Annotated in this window: 19 protein-coding genes; 10 read left to right on the top strand and 9 right to left on the bottom strand. The window is 44.6% G+C overall.

Annotated elements, in window-relative coordinates; all coding sequences use genetic code 11:
- Positions 1-10 precede the first annotated feature (10 nt).
- From OH460_RS12415 to ulaR, 4 genes are all read right to left on the bottom strand, one after another.
- Complete coding sequence (locus OH460_RS12415; RefSeq protein WP_269997453.1) at positions 11-472, bottom strand: hypothetical protein; 462 nt, start codon at positions 470-472, stop codon at positions 11-13.
- Positions 473-676: 204 nt separating this feature from the next.
- Positions 677-919, bottom strand: a complete 243-nt coding sequence (locus tag OH460_RS12410; protein WP_269997451.1) for a hypothetical protein — start codon at positions 917-919, stop codon at positions 677-679.
- 66 nt (positions 920-985) lie between these two features.
- Positions 986-2,053, bottom strand: a complete 1,068-nt coding sequence (ulaG, locus tag OH460_RS12405; RefSeq protein WP_008215922.1) for an L-ascorbate 6-phosphate lactonase — start codon at positions 2,051-2,053, stop codon at positions 986-988.
- A gap of 122 nt (positions 2,054-2,175) precedes the next feature.
- The gene (gene ulaR, locus OH460_RS12400) at positions 2,176-2,931 is read right to left on the bottom strand and encodes an HTH-type transcriptional regulator UlaR (protein WP_061032088.1); all 756 of its coding nucleotides are present in this window, start codon (positions 2,929-2,931) and stop codon (positions 2,176-2,178) included.
- A 340-nt stretch (positions 2,932-3,271) separates the two neighbouring features.
- On the opposite strand from ulaR, the gene OH460_RS12395 reads away from it, so the two are divergent.
- The 6 genes from OH460_RS12395 (at position 3,272) to OH460_RS12370 (ending at position 8,736) form a co-directional block, all read left to right on the top strand.
- Positions 3,272-5,089, top strand: coding sequence for a PTS ascorbate-specific subunit IIBC (locus OH460_RS12395; protein WP_269997448.1), 1,818 nt, complete (start codon positions 3,272-3,274; stop codon positions 5,087-5,089).
- A 72-nt stretch (positions 5,090-5,161) separates the two neighbouring features.
- The gene (locus OH460_RS12390; protein ID WP_269997446.1) at positions 5,162-5,629 is read left to right on the top strand and encodes a PTS sugar transporter subunit IIA; all 468 of its coding nucleotides are present in this window, start codon (positions 5,162-5,164) and stop codon (positions 5,627-5,629) included.
- Positions 5,630-5,638: 9 nt separating this feature from the next.
- Positions 5,639-6,337: an L-ribulose-5-phosphate 4-epimerase gene (locus tag OH460_RS12385; RefSeq protein ID WP_061032091.1), complete on the top strand. Its 699-nt coding sequence runs from the start codon at positions 5,639-5,641 to the stop codon at positions 6,335-6,337.
- A 20-nt stretch (positions 6,338-6,357) separates the two neighbouring features.
- Positions 6,358-7,179 carry a pyridoxal phosphatase gene (locus tag OH460_RS12380; protein ID WP_186171824.1) on the top strand — a complete coding sequence of 274 codons (822 nt, stop codon included), beginning with the start codon at positions 6,358-6,360 and terminating at the stop codon, positions 7,177-7,179.
- A gap of 4 nt (positions 7,180-7,183) precedes the next feature.
- Positions 7,184-7,831, top strand: coding sequence for a 3-keto-L-gulonate-6-phosphate decarboxylase UlaD (locus tag OH460_RS12375; protein WP_269997441.1), 648 nt, complete (start codon positions 7,184-7,186; stop codon positions 7,829-7,831).
- An 8-nt stretch (positions 7,832-7,839) separates the two neighbouring features.
- Positions 7,840-8,736 carry an L-ribulose-5-phosphate 3-epimerase gene (locus tag OH460_RS12370; RefSeq protein WP_269997439.1) on the top strand — a complete coding sequence of 299 codons (897 nt, stop codon included), beginning with the start codon at positions 7,840-7,842 and terminating at the stop codon, positions 8,734-8,736.
- 187 nt (positions 8,737-8,923) lie between these two features.
- Here the strand turns inward: OH460_RS12370 and OH460_RS12365 are convergent, their stop codons facing one another.
- Positions 8,924-9,133, bottom strand: a complete 210-nt coding sequence (locus tag OH460_RS12365) for a hypothetical protein (RefSeq protein WP_008215911.1) — start codon at positions 9,131-9,133, stop codon at positions 8,924-8,926.
- Positions 9,134-9,362: 229 nt separating this feature from the next.
- Here OH460_RS12365 and OH460_RS12360 point away from each other — a divergent pair, with 229 nt between their 5' ends.
- The 3 genes from OH460_RS12360 to OH460_RS12350 all read left to right on the top strand — a co-directional run bounded on the left by OH460_RS12360 (position 9,363) and on the right by OH460_RS12350 (position 13,281).
- Positions 9,363-10,547: a glycerate kinase gene (locus OH460_RS12360; RefSeq protein ID WP_269997437.1), complete on the top strand. Its 1,185-nt coding sequence runs from the start codon at positions 9,363-9,365 to the stop codon at positions 10,545-10,547.
- Positions 10,548-10,747: 200 nt separating this feature from the next.
- A complete protein-coding gene (locus OH460_RS12355) occupies positions 10,748-12,199 on the top strand; it encodes a catalase (RefSeq protein WP_061032112.1) in 1,452 nt (483 codons plus the stop codon).
- A gap of 209 nt (positions 12,200-12,408) precedes the next feature.
- On the top strand, positions 12,409-13,281 hold the full coding sequence (locus OH460_RS12350) for a patatin-like phospholipase family protein (protein WP_268665371.1): 873 nt from the start codon (positions 12,409-12,411) through the stop codon (positions 13,279-13,281).
- 99 nt (positions 13,282-13,380) lie between these two features.
- Here OH460_RS12350 and OH460_RS12345 read toward each other — a convergent pair whose 3' ends face one another.
- The 3 genes from OH460_RS12345 to OH460_RS12335 all read right to left on the bottom strand — a co-directional run bounded on the left by OH460_RS12345 (position 13,381) and on the right by OH460_RS12335 (position 16,066).
- Complete coding sequence (locus tag OH460_RS12345) at positions 13,381-14,376, bottom strand: 2-hydroxyacid dehydrogenase (RefSeq protein ID WP_008215907.1); 996 nt, start codon at positions 14,374-14,376, stop codon at positions 13,381-13,383.
- 488 nt (positions 14,377-14,864) lie between these two features.
- Positions 14,865-15,197: a DUF1971 domain-containing protein gene (locus OH460_RS12340; RefSeq protein WP_004740404.1), complete on the bottom strand. Its 333-nt coding sequence runs from the start codon at positions 15,195-15,197 to the stop codon at positions 14,865-14,867.
- A gap of 68 nt (positions 15,198-15,265) precedes the next feature.
- Positions 15,266-16,066: a ferredoxin--NADP reductase gene (locus tag OH460_RS12335; RefSeq protein ID WP_269997429.1), complete on the bottom strand. Its 801-nt coding sequence runs from the start codon at positions 16,064-16,066 to the stop codon at positions 15,266-15,268.
- Positions 16,067-16,399: 333 nt separating this feature from the next.
- On the opposite strand from OH460_RS12335, the gene OH460_RS12330 reads away from it, so the two are divergent.
- Positions 16,400-17,344: an acyltransferase gene (locus tag OH460_RS12330; protein WP_269997428.1), complete on the top strand. Its 945-nt coding sequence runs from the start codon at positions 16,400-16,402 to the stop codon at positions 17,342-17,344.
- Positions 17,345-17,449: 105 nt separating this feature from the next.
- Here OH460_RS12330 and OH460_RS12325 read toward each other — a convergent pair whose 3' ends face one another.
- Positions 17,450-18,178, bottom strand: a complete 729-nt coding sequence (locus tag OH460_RS12325; RefSeq protein ID WP_269997573.1) for a tRNA (adenine(22)-N(1))-methyltransferase — start codon at positions 18,176-18,178, stop codon at positions 17,450-17,452.
- Positions 18,179-18,284: the final 106 nt, after the last annotated feature.

Raw genomic sequence — 18,284 nt, 5'->3', positions numbered from 1 at the left:
CAAGATTGAATTAGGCCCTTGAAATCAGCTTGTTGTTTTTGCACTGTTTGAACTCCTTGGCGACCCATGACTTTTCATTCAAGCCATTGTCAATTAGGGCAAATAGGTAACCATCAACCTTGCTTGAAGCGGCTGGGTATTCTTGAAATACGTGCTTAGGGTAACCGGGATATTCGGCCTCATATTCACTGTCTAGTCGCTTGCCTTGCTCTCGCCATTTAACGAATAGCTCTGAAGAAGAGGTTGGGTTCTTGTATTGACCTAGAATCCTTTGGTGATGAACCAATGCTACTTTAGCGCAATGATTAGTTTGAACGACTTTCTGTATTAACTCAGCTTGTGTTTCGCTCATGGTTTTCGCGAGTGCGTTCTCTTGTTCGATGCGCTCTATTCGCTCACCAAAGGTTTCAGCGTGCGTAGAAAAGATAACAGAAATGGGTAAAACCAATGCCAAAAGGCGCTTGCAGAACATAACCTAACTCATTGAATGGATTCGTGACTATTATGCCGTTGAGTAACAATATTATTAACGAATAAAGGGACTTAATTGTAAGAATTATTTTTATCGAGTGGATTAATAAATACTAAGCTCTTTTAGTTATTCATTTCCTGAATATCTTGGCTGTTTAGCGGGTAAGTATCATTTATTGGCTTGCATGAGAGATTAGCGCGTTGATTATAAATGTTGAATATCAATCTCTTGATAAGTGAAGCCAATGGCCTTGGCTGCATTTAGTAAGGCTTGCTGACTTTTAAACACTCTTGGTTGCATCTTTCTATCAGACTCAAGAAAACTGTTTACTCCCCATTTATGGCTTTTTACGAGTAGATAATAGCCATTGGTTCCTGGGGAAACCACTCCGATCGCAGCTTTCAAGTCTCCGCGGCCAAAGTGCTCTTTGAATTCACGTAACAACATACCAACTTCCTTATTTGAATATTAAAAAAGGGAGCAAAGTGCTCCCTTATTGAGTAAGGTTAATGGTTATAGGAATGCGCGGTAAGGCAGTTCTGGATCATTCTTGAAGATGTCAGCAAAGCCACGGAAGTGCTGGTAGTGCATACGACCTTTGTCTGTTGGGTAAGTGTACTTACCACCCACTTGCCAGAAGAAAGGAGCGAAGCCGTATTGAAGACGCTCTTTCTTCATGTTCCATAGCATTTCGATTTCACGTGGGTCGTTTTGGAAGTTAGCCCAGATGTCATGGTGGAATGGAACCACCACTTCACAGTTTAGAGATTCAGCAGCACGAAGAATATCTGAAGACGTCATTTTATCAGTCACGCCACGTGGGTTTTCACCATAAGAAAGCAATGCTACATCGATTTTGTGGTCGTTACCGTGCTTCGCGTAGTAGTTCGAGTAGTGAGAATCACCAGAGTGGTAAACAGAGCCGCCAGTTGTTTCTACCAAGTAGTTCACTGCGCGATCATCCATGCCATCCAGAATGTCTTTATCGATAGAAGACGTACCTTCTGGAAGAGTGACAAGCGCTGTACGGTCGAATGCGTCTAGAACCTTGATGTTTACGTCTTTGATGCGAATCTCGTCACCAACTTTAGCGATAACACAACGATCTTCTGGCACACCCCATTTCATCCATAAATCAACACACGCTTTAGGACCAATGAATTTCACGTGGTCGCCACAGTTTTGTAGAACTGCTGCTGCAACGTTGATATCGATGTGGTCGCCATGGTCATGTGATGCCATTACCGCATCAATTTCTTTAATCGCAAATGGGTCTAGCGGGAAGATAGCAGTACGTAGGTTTGGTTGAAGCGCTTCAACACCACCCATACGCATCATTTGGTGTTGGTTTTTCATTTTTTGAACCGCTTGTGTCTTCTTACCAGTACCACACCAGAAGTCCATTGATAGGTTTGCACCTTCTTCAGATTTTAACCAGATACCTGTACAGCCAAGCCACCACATAGAGAATGTGCCTGGTTCAACTACAGTTTGTTCAATCTCTTCATTTAACCATGTGCCCCACTCAGGGAATGTATTTAGGATCCAAGACTCGCGAGTGATTTCGTTTACATTGCTCATGATAATACCTTTTATTTCAATAATTTGATTAATTTTGGATGTAGGGAGCCGAGCGCCTTAATTTGGACTAAGGCACTGAGCTGAAATTTATTATTATTTGAGGGCGGGTTAGCCCATTAGATTTACACTAAGATGACTTGCGTCCCTTGAGCTTCAATCTTTTTAACCACGTCTGGGTTGGCATCTTTACCGGTGATTACGATGTCTATTTGCTTAGCATCGCAAAACAGCATTCCGGTCCTTTGTCCAACTTTAGAGCTGTCTACCACAACAACTAACTTGTCGACTTGTTCCAACATCTGTTGCTCGGCAACGGCGGTTAGCATGTCGGCTTTATAGAGACCCGCATCAGTTAGCCCTTTACCAGACGTAAACATCCAGTTCCCGGCATAGCCACCCAAAGAGTTTGGTGCTGGGTTTAAAAAGATGTTTTGTGCCTTGTTGTATTGGCCACCAATGATGATCACGTCGTCATGATCTTCGTTGATCAGGTAGCTAGCGAGTGGGAAATAGTTCGTCACGATCTGAACGTCTTCTCCACATAGCTGCTGACCCAGTAGGAAAGCGGTGGAACCACAGTTTATGACTACAGTGTCACCCGCCTGACAAAGCTCGGCCGCGGCATGCGCTATTTGAGCTTTCTCTTCATAAAACTCAGTACTGTTGATATTGAGCGGTGACCACTTTCTCTTTTGGTTTTCTATTCTTTCGGCGCCATTTCGTACTTTTCGAAGTCTACCTAGCTCATCTAATTTTGCGATATCACGTCTAGCTGTCGCCGGTGAAACACTAAAATTATCAATAATATGAGAGACATTAATCGTCTGCATTTCTTCTAGTAACGACAGGATGCCGTTGTGTCTTTGCACTTCGTTCATATTTATCACTCTATTTGTCGTTGTGACAACTTGATGATTACTTTTGATTTGTTTTGATTCTAATAATCACATTTGTGATTGTCAAATCCTTGCTGTTGTAAAACAAGACTTTAATCACAAGTTTTTATAAGTTGTTGTTTTTATTGGTTTTATGTTTTTGGGTGTGATCCAATGCCCAATTAACCACATTCTAATGGTGGATAATTGATATAAATCAAAGTAATCACAAGTGAGCATTGAATGATTACTTTTGATTGTTAAAGTCTATCTCGTGAGCAAAACAAGACATCACTGAATCCTACAAATCATTAAAAATACAAATTATATCAGGGGTAAAGATATGGAGTTCTTATACGATATCTTCTATATTTTTTATAGTCAGGTTATGACCAAAGCACCTTTGCTGCTTGGTATCGTAACTTGTCTCGGTTACATCCTTCTCAAACGTGACGCAACAACCGTTATCTCCGGTTCAATCAAAACCATTGTTGGCTTTATGATTGTTCAAGTGGGTGCGGGAACGCTGGTAGCAGGTTTTAAACCTGTTATTGAAAAGATGAGTGAAATTCATGGACTGACAGGCTCGGTAATCGACCCTTACACCTCCATGATGGCCACAATGGAAACCATGGGTGACAATTACTCTTGGGTTGGGTACGCAGTACTTATGGCGCTAGGCATCAACATTCTATTGGTTGCCTTCCGCAGAATCACGGGTATCCGTACCATCATGCTTACGGGACACATCATGTTCCAACAAGCTGGCTTGATTGCTGTTTTCTATTTCGTGCTAGGCGCGGGTATGTGGGAAACCATCATCTACTCTGCAATTCTGATGGCTCTATACTGGGGCATCTCTTCCAACATCATGTTCAAGCCAACACAAGAAGTGACAGGTGGAGCGGGCTTTTCGATTGGTCACCAACAGCAATTTGCATCTTGGGTTGCAACTAAAGTTGCTCCGAAGTTGGGTGATAAAAACGACAGCGTTGATCACATTAACCTACCGAAATGGCTACACATTTTCCACGACAGTATTGCTGCGACTACGTTAGTCATGACGGCATTCTTCGGCATCATCCTTCTCTCTTTCGGTCTTGATAACCTTCAAGAGATGGCAGGTAGCACGCACTGGCTTATCTACATCTTCGAAACGGGTCTGAAATTCGCAGTAGCGATTCAAGTAATCGTAACCGGTGTACGTATGTTCGTTGCCGAGCTTTCTGAAGCGTTCAACGGTATTTCTCAACGTCTCATCCCGAATGCGGTTCTTGCGATTGACTGTGCGGCTATCTACGCATACTCACCAAACGCAATGGTGTTCGGTTTCCTTTGGGGTGCAGTGGGTCAATTCACAGCAGTATTGGCGATGTTGGCTTTCGATGCGCCAATTATGATTATCCCTGGTTTTATTCCAATGTTCTTCTCTAACGCAACGATTGGTGTGTTCGCTAACCACTTCGGTGGCTGGAAAGCGGTGATGAAGATCTGTTTCGTGATGGGCATTATCGAAGTAGTTGGCTCAGCTTGGGCTATTCACATCTTCGCGCAATCAGGTACTGAGTTTAACGGCTGGATGGGTATGGCTGACTGGGCTCTCGTATTCCCACCAATCATGCAAGGTATCTCTAGCTCTAGCATGTTCTTCTTTGTTGTTGTCGCACTTTCTGGTGTGTACATGTACTTCGCATCGAAAGCACTACGTGCTGAAGAAGACGGCGAAGCGCAACAAGCACAAACCATGACAGCAGTAACACCAGAAGGTGTAGAGGTTGAGGTTGAAGCGCCTAGTTCTCAAGCGCCAGTAAAATCTCAAGCGGTGGCTGAGGCTCCACAAGCGAGCAGCGCTACTGAACAGAAACCAGTACGAGTTCTCGTGTGCTGTGGCTCTGGTCAAGGCTCATCAATGATGTGCTCTAAGAAGATCAAAGAGTTCTTAGATAAGAAAGGGATTCCAGCAACCACATTCAACAGTGCAATCACAGACTACAAATCACACTTAGGTTCATTCGACATCATCGTTACTTCGGTTGCGCTGGCTGAAAAGATTACCAACCTACCGGAAGGTAAACAGCAGCTAGCAGTGAAGAACATGATCATGGTGAAAACCTTTGGTGATGAGCTGATTTCACTTATCGAAAACAACTTCCACAAATAATTGAGCTAGCCCAGCGGCAAAGCGGCTGGGCTAATAAAAATACTAATAACAAATTACTAAGTGAGCAAAACAATGAACTTGAAAGAATCTCTGATTACCAACAACTCAATCCAACTTAATGCAAAAGCAACCGACTGGCAGTCGGCTATCAAAATCGGTACTGATGCTCTGGTTAAAGCAGGTGTGGCTGAAGAGCGTTATCACGACGCGATCATCAAAGCGATTTCGGCTGAAGGCCCATACATCTGTATTCACGACGCATTTGCTCTACCGCATTGCCGCCCAGAAGATGGCGTGATCAAAACAGGTTTTGCGTTAACGGTCCTAGAAACCCCAGTTCTTTTTGATGATGTAGATGAGCCAGTCGATGTGCTGATCACTTTGGCAGGTAAAGATTCAGAAGAGCACATTGAAGGCACGATGCAGGTCGCGAACCTAATCGAGTTTGATGAAGATTTCTCAAAACTACGTGCATGTAAAACATCGCAAGATGTGGCGAACCTGATTGATATGGCGCTCGCACAAGCTGAAGCGGCTTAAGGAGTCGATATGTCCAAATATAGCCAATTGAAACAACGTGTTTTAGAAGCAAACTTGCAGCTTCCTAAGTACGGCTTAGTGACATTTACCTGGGGTAATGTTTCTGAGTTTGACCGTGAAAATGGCGTGATAGCGATTAAACCTTCAGGTGTTGAATACAGTGACATGACGGCTGAAGACATGGTGGTAGTGGATTTAGAGGGCAACATCATTGAAGGCAAGCTGAATCCTTCAAGTGATACTGCTACTCACCTGGAGCTCTACAAAGCGTTCCCAGAAATCGGCGGCATTGTGCATACCCACTCTCGCAGTGCAACGATTTGGGCGCAGGCGGGTATTGATATTCCAGCTCTAGGTACGACACATGCTGACTACTTCTACGGAGATATTCCGTGCACTCGCAAGCTCTCAAATAGCGAAATTGCGGATCAGTATGAGAAAAACACTGGCTTGGTGATCATCGAAGAGTTTATCCAGCGCCGTATCGACCCGATGGCAGTACCGAGTGTGATTGTGGCAGGACACGCACCTTTCTCTTGGGGCAAAGATGCCAAAGACGCCGTACATAACGCGGTGGTGCTAGAGGAAGTGTCGGCCATGGCATTGGCTACACGCTCGCTGAACAGTGGCATCAAGATTCAGCCGGAGCTATCAGACAAACATTATCTACGTAAGCACGGTGAAAATGCTTACTACGGGCAGCAATAAGTGTGATGTGAGGAGAGGCGATGTATCAAGTATTGGCGTTAGACCTTGATGGAACCGTGTTGACCGATGATCACACCATCCATCCTGAAGTGAAAAAAGCGATCCAAGAGGCCAAGCAACATTGCCACGTGATGATCGTGACTGGTAGGCATCACACCGCAGCAAGGCCTTATTACTATGAGTTAGGGCTAGACACTCCAATTATCTGCTGCAACGGGACCTATGTGTATGACTACCGAACCGAGACCGTTTTAACTCAGAACGCAATTGAGCATGAACATGCTCTGACGTTCATCGACTTAGCACAGGAACACAAACTGAAGATGGTGATGTACATCACCGATGCGATGACGTACTCCAACTACAACCCATTCGCCTACATGTTGGCGTTGGAAGAGTGGGCTGAGCAAGCGCCAGAGCACCATAAACCAAACATCTATCGCGTGGATTCATTCTCTGAAACGGCGAAGAACACCGAGTTTGTGTGGAAGTTTGTGGTGGAAGGGGAGCAAGAGTCGGTTGACCGCTTGATGCAAGCGCCTTGGGTCAAAGACCACTTTAACGGCGAACGTTCGTGGTCGAACCGAATCGACTTTGCCGCCAAGGGAAATAGTAAAGGCCTACGCCTTGCTGAATACGTGAATGAACTGGGTTTTAAGCCCTCCCAAGTGATTGCCATTGGTGACAATCACAACGACATATCAATGCTTCAATACGCAGGCTTAGGCGTAGCGATGTTTAATGCTGACGACACCGTCAAATCGAACGCTCAAGCCGTGTGCAAAACAGACAACAATCAAGATGGCCTTGCTCATCTAATACGTGAACAAATTAAAGGATAAAACCATGACTAAACCAATGATTCAAATTGCCCTAGACCAAACGAACCTACCTGCTGCTATTGAAGTCGCGAACAACGTAGAGAGCTACGTAGACGTGATAGAAGTGGGGACTATCCTTGCGTTCGCTGAAGGCATGAAGGCGGTTTCGACACTGCGTAAAAACCACCCTGACCATATCTTAGTGTGTGACATGAAAACCACAGATGGCGGGGCGATTCTGGCTCGTATGGCATTTGAAGCAGGTGCTGACTGGATCACGGTTTCAGCAGCAGCGCACATTGCAACCATTGATGCATGTAAGAAAGTCGCTGATGAGTTCAATGGTGAAATTCAAATCGAGATCTACGGTAACTGGACTATGGAAGATGCTCAAGCTTGGGTTGACCTAGGTATTACACAAGCGATCTACCACCGTTCTCGTGATGCTGAGTTGGCGGGCGTGGGCTGGACAGAAGCAGACTTAGTGAAGATGCGTGCTTTGTCTGAGCTGGGCATCGATCTTTCTATCACAGGTGGCATCGTCCCAGAAGATTTGTACCTATTTGAAGGCATTAAAGCGAAAACCTTCATTGCTGGCCGCGCGTTGGCGGGTGAAAAAGGCCAAGAAACCGCTGAAGCACTGAAAGAACAAATTAACCGCTACTGGAACTAGGAGGCGTTATGTACCAAAACTTAACGCGCCATCGTGTCGGGCTTTATGAAAAAGCCCTTCCGAATGACTTAAGTTGGGAAGAGAAGCTAAAAACGACGAAAGAGTTAGGCTTTGATTTCCTTGAAATTTCGGTCGATGAATCTGATGAAAGACGCAGCCGTTTAGACTGGTGCGATGAAGAGGTCTATGGCCTACGCCGTTTGTGTGAAGAGCATCAAGTGCCGCTACAGTCGATGTGTTTGAGTGCACACCGCAAGTTCCCATTTGGCTCAGCCGATCCGAAAGTGCGAGAGCAAGCCGTTATCCATATGGAGAAGGCCATTACGTTGGCGTACAAGTTGGGTATTCGCACCATTCAGCTCGCAGGATATGACGTCTATTACGAACCTGCAGATGAAGCGACACACCTGCGTTTTATCGAAGGTATGAAGCTATCGGCACAACTGGCGGAGCGTGCTGGGGTGATGCTAGCGGTTGAAATCATGGACACGGATTACCTGAACTCACTGAGCAAGTTTGAAGTGTTGAGCCGTGAGATTGACTCGCCTTATTTCACCGCGTATCCAGACGTAGGCAATATCTCGGGTTGGAACTATGACATCGTGACAGAGCTTAAGCTGAGTAAGCCGCGCATTACGCAGATCCACCTTAAAGACACATATCGCGTCACTCCTGAATATAAAGGGCAGTTCCGTGATTTAGTGATTGGTGAGGGAGAAGTCGATTTCAATGCGATCTTCAAAACATTGAAAGAAACGAAGTGTGTAGTGCCACTGGTGATCGAAATGTGGGCGCAAGATGAACACTGGAAAGAGAACATCTTGAAAGCTCAGGTTCGCTTAAACGAAGTTTGTCGTCAAACGGGAGTGATGCCCCTGTTTGGAAATGAAGTGCTTGAGAGCTAATTGCGCAGATTGAGGTAGCGTAAAAACAACAGAATATCAGCTCAGTTGGCTTAACCGATTAGCGAATCGAACATCGCTAATGTCAGAAAATTCATGCTCCTTTCTGGCAATAAAAACGTGCAGCATATTGCCCCCAATATGTTGCACGTTCTGCTTTTTCTGCGGTGAAGGACTCGATCGCCGTTGGTTAGATAGCAACAGTGATGTGGTCGCGTCCTACCTTTGCCATTTCCATCAGAACTTCAGTGTGGTACTTCTTCTTCACGGTAACATGAGTACCAATTTCGCTGGCAATCTTTACGATTTCTAGTGCGTCTGTCGGGTGTAGAGAAGAGTCTTTTGCGATTTCGATGTTTACGCCTAGTTTGACGAGTTCAATTGCGTCGGTTGAATGCATGGTATTTTTCCAAAATTGAATTTTGGTGGACTATATCACTTTCATTTTATTCAACTCTATACGCATTCCTCAAAAACGGATATCGATCCGATCAAAATAGGATTTCAAGAGGGAAAATTATCGCTTATTCCGTAAAGGAGACTTGAGTAGGACTACTTTATTGGGTGTTCGATATTCTCTTTTCTATGTAGTAACGTGGTTGAATATTGACTTAATATAGTGCTTACCAATGAAAATAGTTATCGCACCAGACTCGTTTAAAGAATCTTTATCGGCTGTATCGGTGGCGGCGTGTATTGAACAAGGTTTTCGTGAAGTCTTCCCCGACGCGGATTTCGTGACCTTGCCTTTGGCCGATGGTGGTGAGGGTACGGTTGATGTTTTGCTACAAGGTTTAGCAGGGAAAAAGCGAGTAACTCAGGTTGAAGGGCCATTGGGTATGCCTGTAAATGCGGAATGGGCGATACTTGAACCTTCAGAGCGTAATCCAAACAAAACCGCACTGATTGAGATTGCTGCCGCATCTGGGTTGGATCTACTAACTCCAGCCCAACGAGATCCTTTGGTTGCCTCTTCTTTCGGTACTGGGCAACTGATATTAGAAGCGATAGAGCAGGGCGCTCAAACCATTATTCTTGGATTAGGTGGTAGTGCGACCAATGATGGTGGAGCGGGTATTGTACAAGCGTTAGGTGGACGTTTGTTAGATGGTAAAGGGCAAGATGGCAAAGGACAAGAGCTTGGCCGAGGTGGTGCTGCGTTAGCGGAGTTAGCATCTATTGACCTAACAGGTCTAGATTCACGTTGTGCTGATATCGAGTTGATTGTGGCGTGCGATGTTGATAATCCGTTGTGTGGTAATAACGGTGCCAGCCATATATTCGGCCCACAAAAAGGCGCAAGCCCAGAACAAGTTGTGATGCTGGATAAGGCGCTTGCGAATTTTGCTCAAATCGCTGAAACGCAGGGTTGTGTTAGTGGCGATGAACCCGTTCACAGCCGTGCTGGTTATGGCGCTGCTGGTGGCACACCGATGGGGATGAGTTTGCTATTCAACATGCAGATTAAGCCCGGCATTGAGATGGTACTTGATGTATTACAAGCTGATGAGATATTGAAAGGTGCCGACCTCGTGATTACGGGGGAAGGGCAGATGGACAACCAAACCCTGCAAGGCAAAACACCTTATGGCATTGCCAAGCGTGCAAGTTTACAAGGTATTCCAACCATAGGTATTGCCGGATCACTGGGCACTGAAGTCGAAGCGCTTTATGGTGAAATGAGCTGTTTGTTTGGGACTGTGCGCTCTCCCCAGCCTCTTGAACAAGTGCTGCAAGAAGCTGAATTGAACTTAACTAGAACGGCAAGAAATATAGCTTCGACGCTGAAGTTAGGTCATGCAATTCTTAAATAAATTTCGGTGATACAAAGGCTTAGTTAACTCACCTGTTCGATAGGTTTTATAGATAGCAACGATAAATATAAACGATTATATTTTCTGCTCACTCAGGTCTATTATTTATCCATATTATTTTAGTGGTTTTTAAAGTATTGAATCCACTTAAATCTAAGATATGGCAACGATGCGATATCTTTTACCTTAAGGAATAGACCATGAGTAAAAAACTAACTACAGCTGCGGGTTGTCCTGTTGCTCATAACCAGAATGTTCAAACGGCGGGCAAACGTGGCCCACAGCTTCTACAAGATGTTTGGTTTTTAGAGAAATTGGCTCACTTTGATCGTGAAGTGATTCCAGAGCGTCGCATGCACGCAAAAGGCTCAGGTGCTTACGGTACATTTACCGTGACCCACGATATTACCAAATACACGAAGGCAAAACTGTTCTCTGAAGTTGGTAAGAAAACCGACTTGTTTGCACGTTTTACGACAGTAGCGGGCGAGCGTGGCGCGGCTGACGCAGAGCGTGATATCCGTGGTTTTGCATTGAAATTCTATACTGAAGAAGGTAACTGGGACATGGTGGGTAACAACACGCCTGTGTTCTTCTTACGCGATCCTCTTAAATTCCCAGATCTAAATCATGCAGTGAAACGCGACCCACGTACTAACATGCGTAGCGCGAAGAACAACTGGGATTTCTGGACTTCTCTACCTGAAGCTCTTCACCAAATCACTATCGTAATGAGTGATCGTGGTATCCCTGCGACTTACCGCCACATGCACGGTTTTGGTAGTCACACATTTAGCTTTATCAACAGTGATAATGAGCGTTTCTGGGTTAAATTCCACTTCAAATCTCAGCAAGGTATTAAGAACTTGTCGGATGCTGAAGCAGCGAAGCTGATCGGCGAAGATCGTGAAAGTCACCAACGTGATCTGCTAGAAAGCATCGATAACCAAGACTTCCCGAAATGGACACTTAAAGTTCAAGTGATGCCAGAAGCGGATGCAGCGAAAGTACCTTACAACCCATTCGATCTAACTAAGATCTGGCCACACGCAGATTACCCATTGATTGAAGTGGGTGAGTTTGAATTGAACCGTAACCCGCAAAACTTCTTCGCTGAAGTTGAGCAGTCTGCATTCAACCCTGCAAACGTGGTTCCGGGTATCAGTTTCTCTCCAGATAGAATGCTACAAGGTCGCTTGTTTGCTTACGGTGATGCGCAGCGCTACCGTTTAGGTGTGAACCATCAGCATATTCCGGTGAACGCCCCTCGTTGCCCTGTCCACAGCTACCACCGTGACGGTGCGATGCGAGTAGATGGTAACTTTGGTGGCACATTAGGCTATGAGCCAAACAATGAAGGCCAATGGGCTGAGCAACCAGACTTTGCAGAACCAGCATTGAACTTGGATGGTGCGGCAGCACACTGGGACCACCGTGAAGATGAAGATTACTTCTCACAACCGGGTGATCTGTTCCGCTTAATGACTGCAGAACAACAAGCGATTCTGTTTGATAACACAGCTCGTAACCTAGGCGGCGTGCCTAAAGAGATTCAACTGCGTCACCTAAGACACTGTTACAAAGCTGATCCAGCATACGGTGAAGGCATTGGTAAATTGCTTGAAATCGATGTAAGCGAATTTAATTCGTAATCAATAAGCTTGATTTAGTTAAATGGAAGGCCGTTGAGTTAAATACTCAATGGCCTTTTTTATATCATTGGTATAAGTAAACTATTGAATCTTAGACAATTACCTAACGATAGTTTTTCCCTATCGAAGTAATAAATTATGCCCATTATCTTTATGATTTGGGTGGGATTATCCTACGGCTATCAGTTTATAAAGTAGTAGAGTTTGAGATGAGTAAAAGTGCATTAATCGTTGAAGGTGGGGCAATGAGAGGCATCTTTGCAGCCGGAGTATTAGACGCCTTTATGCAAGACGATTTTCGTCCTTATGATTTTGCGATTGGTGTATCTGCGGGTGTGTCTAATCTGGTTGGTTACTTATCTCAGGCGCCAAAACGTAGCTACAGTGTGATTACCACGATGGCGACTGATAAAACTTTCTTTAACCCAGCCCGCTTTGCTAAAGGTGGCAACTTGGTTGACGTGAAGTGGTTATGGAATGAATCAAACCAACGCTACCCACTGGATTGTGGAGAGCTATTTTCAAGCATTCCACTGATTGCTGCGGTGACTAACGTCGACACAGGCAGTGCAGACTACTATCACATTAAGCCAGAAAACCTTTCTAATGTAGTTGAAGCAACAACAGCTTTACCTATCGCTTATCGTGAGACACCGTGTTTCTCTGGTGGTTGCTATACCGATGGTGGTGTTGCAGATTCAATCCCAGTTCGTGAAGCTTATCGCCGTGGTGCGCGCGAGATTACTGTGATTCTTTCTCATCCATTGAGCTACCGAATGAAGCCGCAGAAGTATCAATGGATGCTGAAAAAGCTGTTAAAGAAATTCCCTAACATTGCAGAGTCGATGGCGGTGCGTGCCGAAAACTATAACCAATCTTTGGAGTTCATCCGTAATCCTCCAAAAGATGCGACTATTAAGGTGATAGCGCCACCTGAGGCGTTCGCAGTTAAGCGACTCACCATGGATAAAGCGGTATTGGATGCAGGCTATCAGATGGGCTTGAAAGCAGGGGAAGAACACTTAGCGATTCGCAAAGGGACCTATGGCTTAGATATCGAGGACTGCCACTTCTGCATCTAGTTCTGTTTACGATACAGGCATAAACCAAAAAGCCACGCTGCTCACTAGGGGTAGCGTGGCTTTATATTTGTAGAGCGAGTTTGTTTTTAACTCCGTCCGTTATTGAACAAGCTCATTGCCGCTTGTGTTGCCTGCAAAAAAAGCGTCAACACTGGTTAGTGTTGTATTAGCAATGTTGAACAGAGCATCTTTGGTCAAGAAAGCTTGGTGGCCAGTGAACAGCACGTTATGACAAGCAGATAAGCGACGGAATACGTCATCGACAATGACATCGTTAGATTTGTCTTGGAAGAACAGCTCTTTCTCATTGTCATACACATCAAGACCAAGTGCGCCAATCTTACTTTGTTTAAGCGCTTCGATAGCAGCCGTTGAATCCAGTAGTTCACCACGGCTGGTGTTGACGATCATCACGCCATCTTTCATTTTCTCAAACGCTGTCGCGTCTAATAGGTGGTAGTTCTCTTTACTCATCGGGCAGTGCAGAGAAATCACATCAGACTCTTTATAAAGCTCGTCTAGCTCTACATATTTAGCGCCTAGCTCAACGGCTAGTGGGTTTGGGTATGGGTCGTAACATAGGATGTTCATGCCCAAGCCTTTCAGAATACGCATCGTTGCTAGACCAATCTTACCTGAGCCAATCACACCCACAGTTTTGCCGTAAAAGTTGAATCCAACCAAGCCTTCTAGAGAGAAGTTTGCATCACGAGTGCGTTGGTATGCCTTGTGAAGTTTACGGTTCAAACACATCATCATGCCGACAGTGTGTTCTGCTACCGACTCTGGTGAATAAGCAGGAACGCGAACCACTTGCAAGCCAAGCTCTTTGGCTGCGTCTAGGTCGACTTTATCAAAGCCAGCACAGCGCATTGCAATCAGCTTGGTGCCGCCTTGTGCAAGAATCTCTAGTACTTCGCGCGATAGGTCGTCGTTTACAAATGCACAAACCACTTCGTTGTCGTGCGCCATTTTCGCTGTGGTTGTGGTGAGGCGAAAATCATGGAAATGAAACTCAGCGTTGAGTTCGCCTTTCGCAAGGTTGAATGATTTTTCGTCATATGATTTTGAGCTAAAAAAAGCAATGTTGAGCATGGCTTCCTCTCTTACCTAAAAAATGAATACCCCAATTATGTTTATTTGATAAGGGGTAAAAGCTAGGGCGTGTTGACCTTTCGTGGTTAAATTTTGTTCGAGATAAAAGCGTTTTAATCGCGGCGAGGGGGAAGTAGCCTAGTCACTCTAAGTAAATCCCCCTCAACAAAGAGTAAAACGCTTTTAGCCGAACCCTTCGGGCAGCGTTTGCTGGTCATTTCTACTGCGTTATCGGCTTCTCATGTAGGCTAGCTACACATCGACGCCTCTGCCTTGTATAAATACCCAGCCACTCGCCGCAAAAATCAGCTCGAAAGGTCAACACGCCCTAACAACTTCGTTCAGTGTGCTAGAGTTTTTTTCTCTTGTCTATCACCATTAGTCATTGTAATTACTATGGTTATTTGGTCTCTTGCTGTTATTTACTGAACATCAAAAATCACATTACGATGTAGTTTGCTTATAAGTTCATCAATATCGAATAGATATTACTTTCGAGTGTTGAACATCTTCTTGGTCTCTTTTTCTGACCAGAAGTTAATGTTGAATTGTGCGTCGTCACTCAGCTCTACTCGGTGCCAATATTGAGGTGGACTGGTGGCAAATTGCCCTGCTTCGATAGTGATAACGGTTTCTGGTTCTGTTGCTTCAGCATCAGCAAAACCATAGAAGGTCACCGTGCCTTCCATTACGCAGATCTGACCAAACACGCCTTCAGCTGTATTGTGATGATTGAGCAGTGCTGCTGGGATGTTGTCCTTAGTGAAAAACGGTGTTGAACGTTGGATTTTCCAGTGAGAAGGAATACGTAAATGACTCATATAAAACCTCTTATTTAACTTTAACTGTTCTTTGAAATAGGTACTTTGGTGTTTTAGGTGGCCTATCTTTACCAGTAATTTTCACTGCTGAATTGACCAGGCTTTCGACGTAGATGCTTTTCGAAACCTAAACTTGTTAGTGCGTCACTTGTGTCATGAACCATTTGCGGATTGCCGCAAAGGTAGAAGAAACTGCGGGTTTGATTGAAAGTGACAGACGTGGCTTGCTCGAGGTCGCCTCCAAGTAACAAACTTGGGATTCGTCCGCGCAAAGTTCCGGTAACTGATTCTCTAGAAATAATTGGCACATATTTAAGTCTCCCTTGAAAGTGATCAACGAGTTGAGTGATACGATCTCGATAAGTGAGGTCTTGCTCTGTTCTTACGGCATGCACCAGAACCAGATTTTTGAATGAAGAGGCTTTGTCTGAAGCCAACTCATTCTGTTGTATCTGCATGCTCTCAAGCATTGAGATAAACGGGCCTACCGCGGTTCCGGTTGAAAGCATCCATAGATCGTCTGTGATCTCTGGGATCTCATCTAATGTCATGAAACCACTTGGGTCTTTGCCGACAAAGATGTCATCGCCAGCTTGCAATTCGTGAAGCTGAGGCGAGAGCTGACCGTTCTGATCCTTAATAATCAAAAACTCTAGATGTTGATGGCCTTGCTCATGCTCTGGTGCATTCACCATGGAATAAGCGCGTCTCACGAACTCACCTTCGTTATTGAGCAAGCCAAGCTTAGTAAACTGACCTGCCTGATAGGGTGAGACAGGAGCACTGACTTGGAGCGAGAATAATTGATCTGTCCATTCTGTCTTGTTTAGGACTTTGCCTGTAACTAAACCATGAGGAATATCTGTCATATCATCCACCTTTAAGAAGAGAAGTTATCTCATTAAGGATACTCAACTATTTACACTTTAGAGTTGCACGTACCATGCCAATAATGAGAATGCTTATCAATACTGGTTTGGAGGGTGGTTGTTGGATCGAATGTTGTCAAAAAGACAATATACCAATGGTGTCTAAATGACTTATCTGTGTGTTTTTGGTTTCGTTTTAATAGGCTTTAGCTGGTTGAACATCGTTAGCATAGGTTGAGTGGTTTGACCCCTAGGATATTCAATCAATTACTGAAGAGAATAATTTATAGATGCGTATAATGGCGGCTTTCGTTCTCAATATAACTGTGTTTTATGCTTGATAATCTTCGTATGGCCTTGAACGTATTGTTCGTGACCATTAATACTGCATTCACCGCATTGGCTGTGAGTCTGTTTGCCCTAATCAAACTGATTTTGCCAATCTCTGTCGTTCAAAAATCATGCACTCGCTTAGCTAACTTCACATTCTGGTGCTGGGCTTCTCTTAATTTATGGATGTTGAACGCCAATAACGATATCGAATGGCAAGTGGAAGGGGGGGAAGATATTTCGACCAAGCAGTGGTATTTGATGATGTCGAACCACTTGAGCTGGGCAGATATTGTGATTTTGTCTTCTATCTTGAAAGACAAAATGCCGATGACGAAGTACTTCTTGAAACATGAACTGTTGTACGTACCATTTGTTGGCTTGGCATGCTGGGGCTTAGATATGCCATTCATGAGACGCCACTCTCGTGAGTTTCTATTACGTAACCCAGAACGCCGTAATGATGACTTCAATGCAATCAACAAAGCGTGTGCTAAGTTCAAGCTAGCGCCGACAACATTGGTTAACTTTGTTGAAGGGACTCGTGCAAACCACGAGAAACTTGCGTCAGCAAAGACCCCTTATCGCCACTTATTGAAGCCGAAAACCGGGGGCGTGGCGTTTGCTTTATCTGCAATGGGCCCAATCTTAGATGGCATCGTGGATGTGACGCTAGCTTACCCTGAAAACCAAACCTCTCCGTTTGAAGATATGCTGAAGGGCAAAATGACGAAGGTCGTTGTGCGTATTAAATTGCATCCAATGGATGAGAACGTGAATGGTAATTACTTTGAAGACAAGGCATTTAAACGTCGCTTCCACAATTGGTTGAACAACACGTGGAAAGAGAAAGACGCCTACCTTGATACGGTCTATGGGGTTGAGAAGCCTTCTGAGGTAGAGACAGTTGATGAGGCTGATAAGCTTTATAAGAAACAAGAACAGTAAGCTGAAACTGAATCGATATTATTAAGAAAGCCGATAGCTCATTGAACTATCGGCTTTTTTATTAATTTGACTTTCTTAATATTCAAACCATTAAGTTAGTGCTTACTATGGCTTAACCGCCTGGTAAGCATCAATAATATGCTTTACTTGGCTAGGTTTACCTTGTTTCTCCTGGCCTTGTTGGATACGCAAGTAGTGCTGCAGTGTTTTGGCTTTGTATTGCTGTGATACCTTCACTTGTTCATCACAACTTGGTGCCCAGATCTTGTCACCCACGTTTGATATCTCGCTAACGGTTTGGCTCTTTTCTGCCTCGCCTTGGTTATTACTCACCAATAAAACCTCGTAGTAACGACGGTTCTCTTCAATCAACACTTCATCAATGAGTCCAAAATTGAGCGCCTTTAAATGGCTTCTCAACTCGAATTGCTGATGCACAGGGCACAGCAAGAAATCGATCGCTTTGTCTGGGTGTTGGCGATGAATAACATCTACGAGCTTTTGAGTAAGATCGCCACCGACGCCCGCAATAATCACCAGGTGTTTGCCAGTATGTTTCTCAAGCGGGATAGCGGCGACATCCATGCAGTAGACTTGCCATTGGCTGGTAACCGTTTGTTGCTCTGAATTATCTTGGGGAAAGTAACGTGTTAGCTTGCCTTCCAGTTCATTCATCAGAGACGGGACAATATCGACAAAGTGAATGTGAGGCGCTTTGTTATCCGCCAACAGTTGGACACCCAAGAAACCGTGATCACAACAACAGTCCCAAATATGTTGGTAGTCATTGCTGACAAGGGAATGGAGAGTTTGCAGTCGGTTACTTAGCTTCATAAGGCTCGTGTCGTTAGAAATGAGGTATTGTCTTGTTGAACGCGCATTGTAATGACTTTCCATAAAAACAAAAGCACCTAGGGTATGAATCCTAGGTGCTTTGTTG

The sequence above is a fragment of the Vibrio sp. Makdt genome (assembly GCF_027587015.1).
GTDB classification, from domain to species: domain Bacteria; phylum Pseudomonadota; class Gammaproteobacteria; order Enterobacterales; family Vibrionaceae; genus Vibrio; species Vibrio chagasii_B.
Note: the sequence above shows the minus strand (reverse complement) of the source record. Positions and strands in the feature narration are given on the sequence as shown.

Coding starts and splice junctions, on each gene's coding strand:
- OH460_RS12415 (WP_269997453.1), bottom strand. CDS start 472: ATGTTCTGCAAGCGCCTTTTGGCATTGGTTTTACCCATTTCTGTTATC.
- OH460_RS12410 (WP_269997451.1), bottom strand. CDS start 919: ATGTTGTTACGTGAATTCAAAGAGCACTTTGGCCGCGGAGACTTGAAA.
- ulaG (WP_008215922.1), bottom strand. CDS start 2,053: ATGAGCAATGTAAACGAAATCACTCGCGAGTCTTGGATCCTAAATACA.
- ulaR (WP_061032088.1), bottom strand. CDS start 2,931: ATGAACGAAGTGCAAAGACACAACGGCATCCTGTCGTTACTAGAAGAA.
- OH460_RS12395 (WP_269997448.1), top strand. CDS start 3,272: ATGGAGTTCTTATACGATATCTTCTATATTTTTTATAGTCAGGTTATG.
- OH460_RS12390 (WP_269997446.1), top strand. CDS start 5,162: ATGAACTTGAAAGAATCTCTGATTACCAACAACTCAATCCAACTTAAT.
- OH460_RS12385 (WP_061032091.1), top strand. CDS start 5,639: ATGTCCAAATATAGCCAATTGAAACAACGTGTTTTAGAAGCAAACTTG.
- OH460_RS12380 (WP_186171824.1), top strand. CDS start 6,358: ATGTATCAAGTATTGGCGTTAGACCTTGATGGAACCGTGTTGACCGAT.
- OH460_RS12375 (WP_269997441.1), top strand. CDS start 7,184: ATGACTAAACCAATGATTCAAATTGCCCTAGACCAAACGAACCTACCT.
- OH460_RS12370 (WP_269997439.1), top strand. CDS start 7,840: ATGTACCAAAACTTAACGCGCCATCGTGTCGGGCTTTATGAAAAAGCC.
- OH460_RS12365 (WP_008215911.1), bottom strand. CDS start 9,133: ATGCATTCAACCGACGCAATTGAACTCGTCAAACTAGGCGTAAACATC.
- OH460_RS12360 (WP_269997437.1), top strand. CDS start 9,363: ATGAAAATAGTTATCGCACCAGACTCGTTTAAAGAATCTTTATCGGCT.
- OH460_RS12355 (WP_061032112.1), top strand. CDS start 10,748: ATGAGTAAAAAACTAACTACAGCTGCGGGTTGTCCTGTTGCTCATAAC.
- OH460_RS12350 (WP_268665371.1), top strand. CDS start 12,409: ATGAGTAAAAGTGCATTAATCGTTGAAGGTGGGGCAATGAGAGGCATC.
- OH460_RS12345 (WP_008215907.1), bottom strand. CDS start 14,376: ATGCTCAACATTGCTTTTTTTAGCTCAAAATCATATGACGAAAAATCA.
- OH460_RS12340 (WP_004740404.1), bottom strand. CDS start 15,197: ATGAGTCATTTACGTATTCCTTCTCACTGGAAAATCCAACGTTCAACA.
- OH460_RS12335 (WP_269997429.1), bottom strand. CDS start 16,066: ATGACAGATATTCCTCATGGTTTAGTTACAGGCAAAGTCCTAAACAAG.
- OH460_RS12330 (WP_269997428.1), top strand. CDS start 16,400: ATGCTTGATAATCTTCGTATGGCCTTGAACGTATTGTTCGTGACCATT.
- OH460_RS12325 (WP_269997573.1), bottom strand. CDS start 18,178: ATGAAGCTAAGTAACCGACTGCAAACTCTCCATTCCCTTGTCAGCAAT.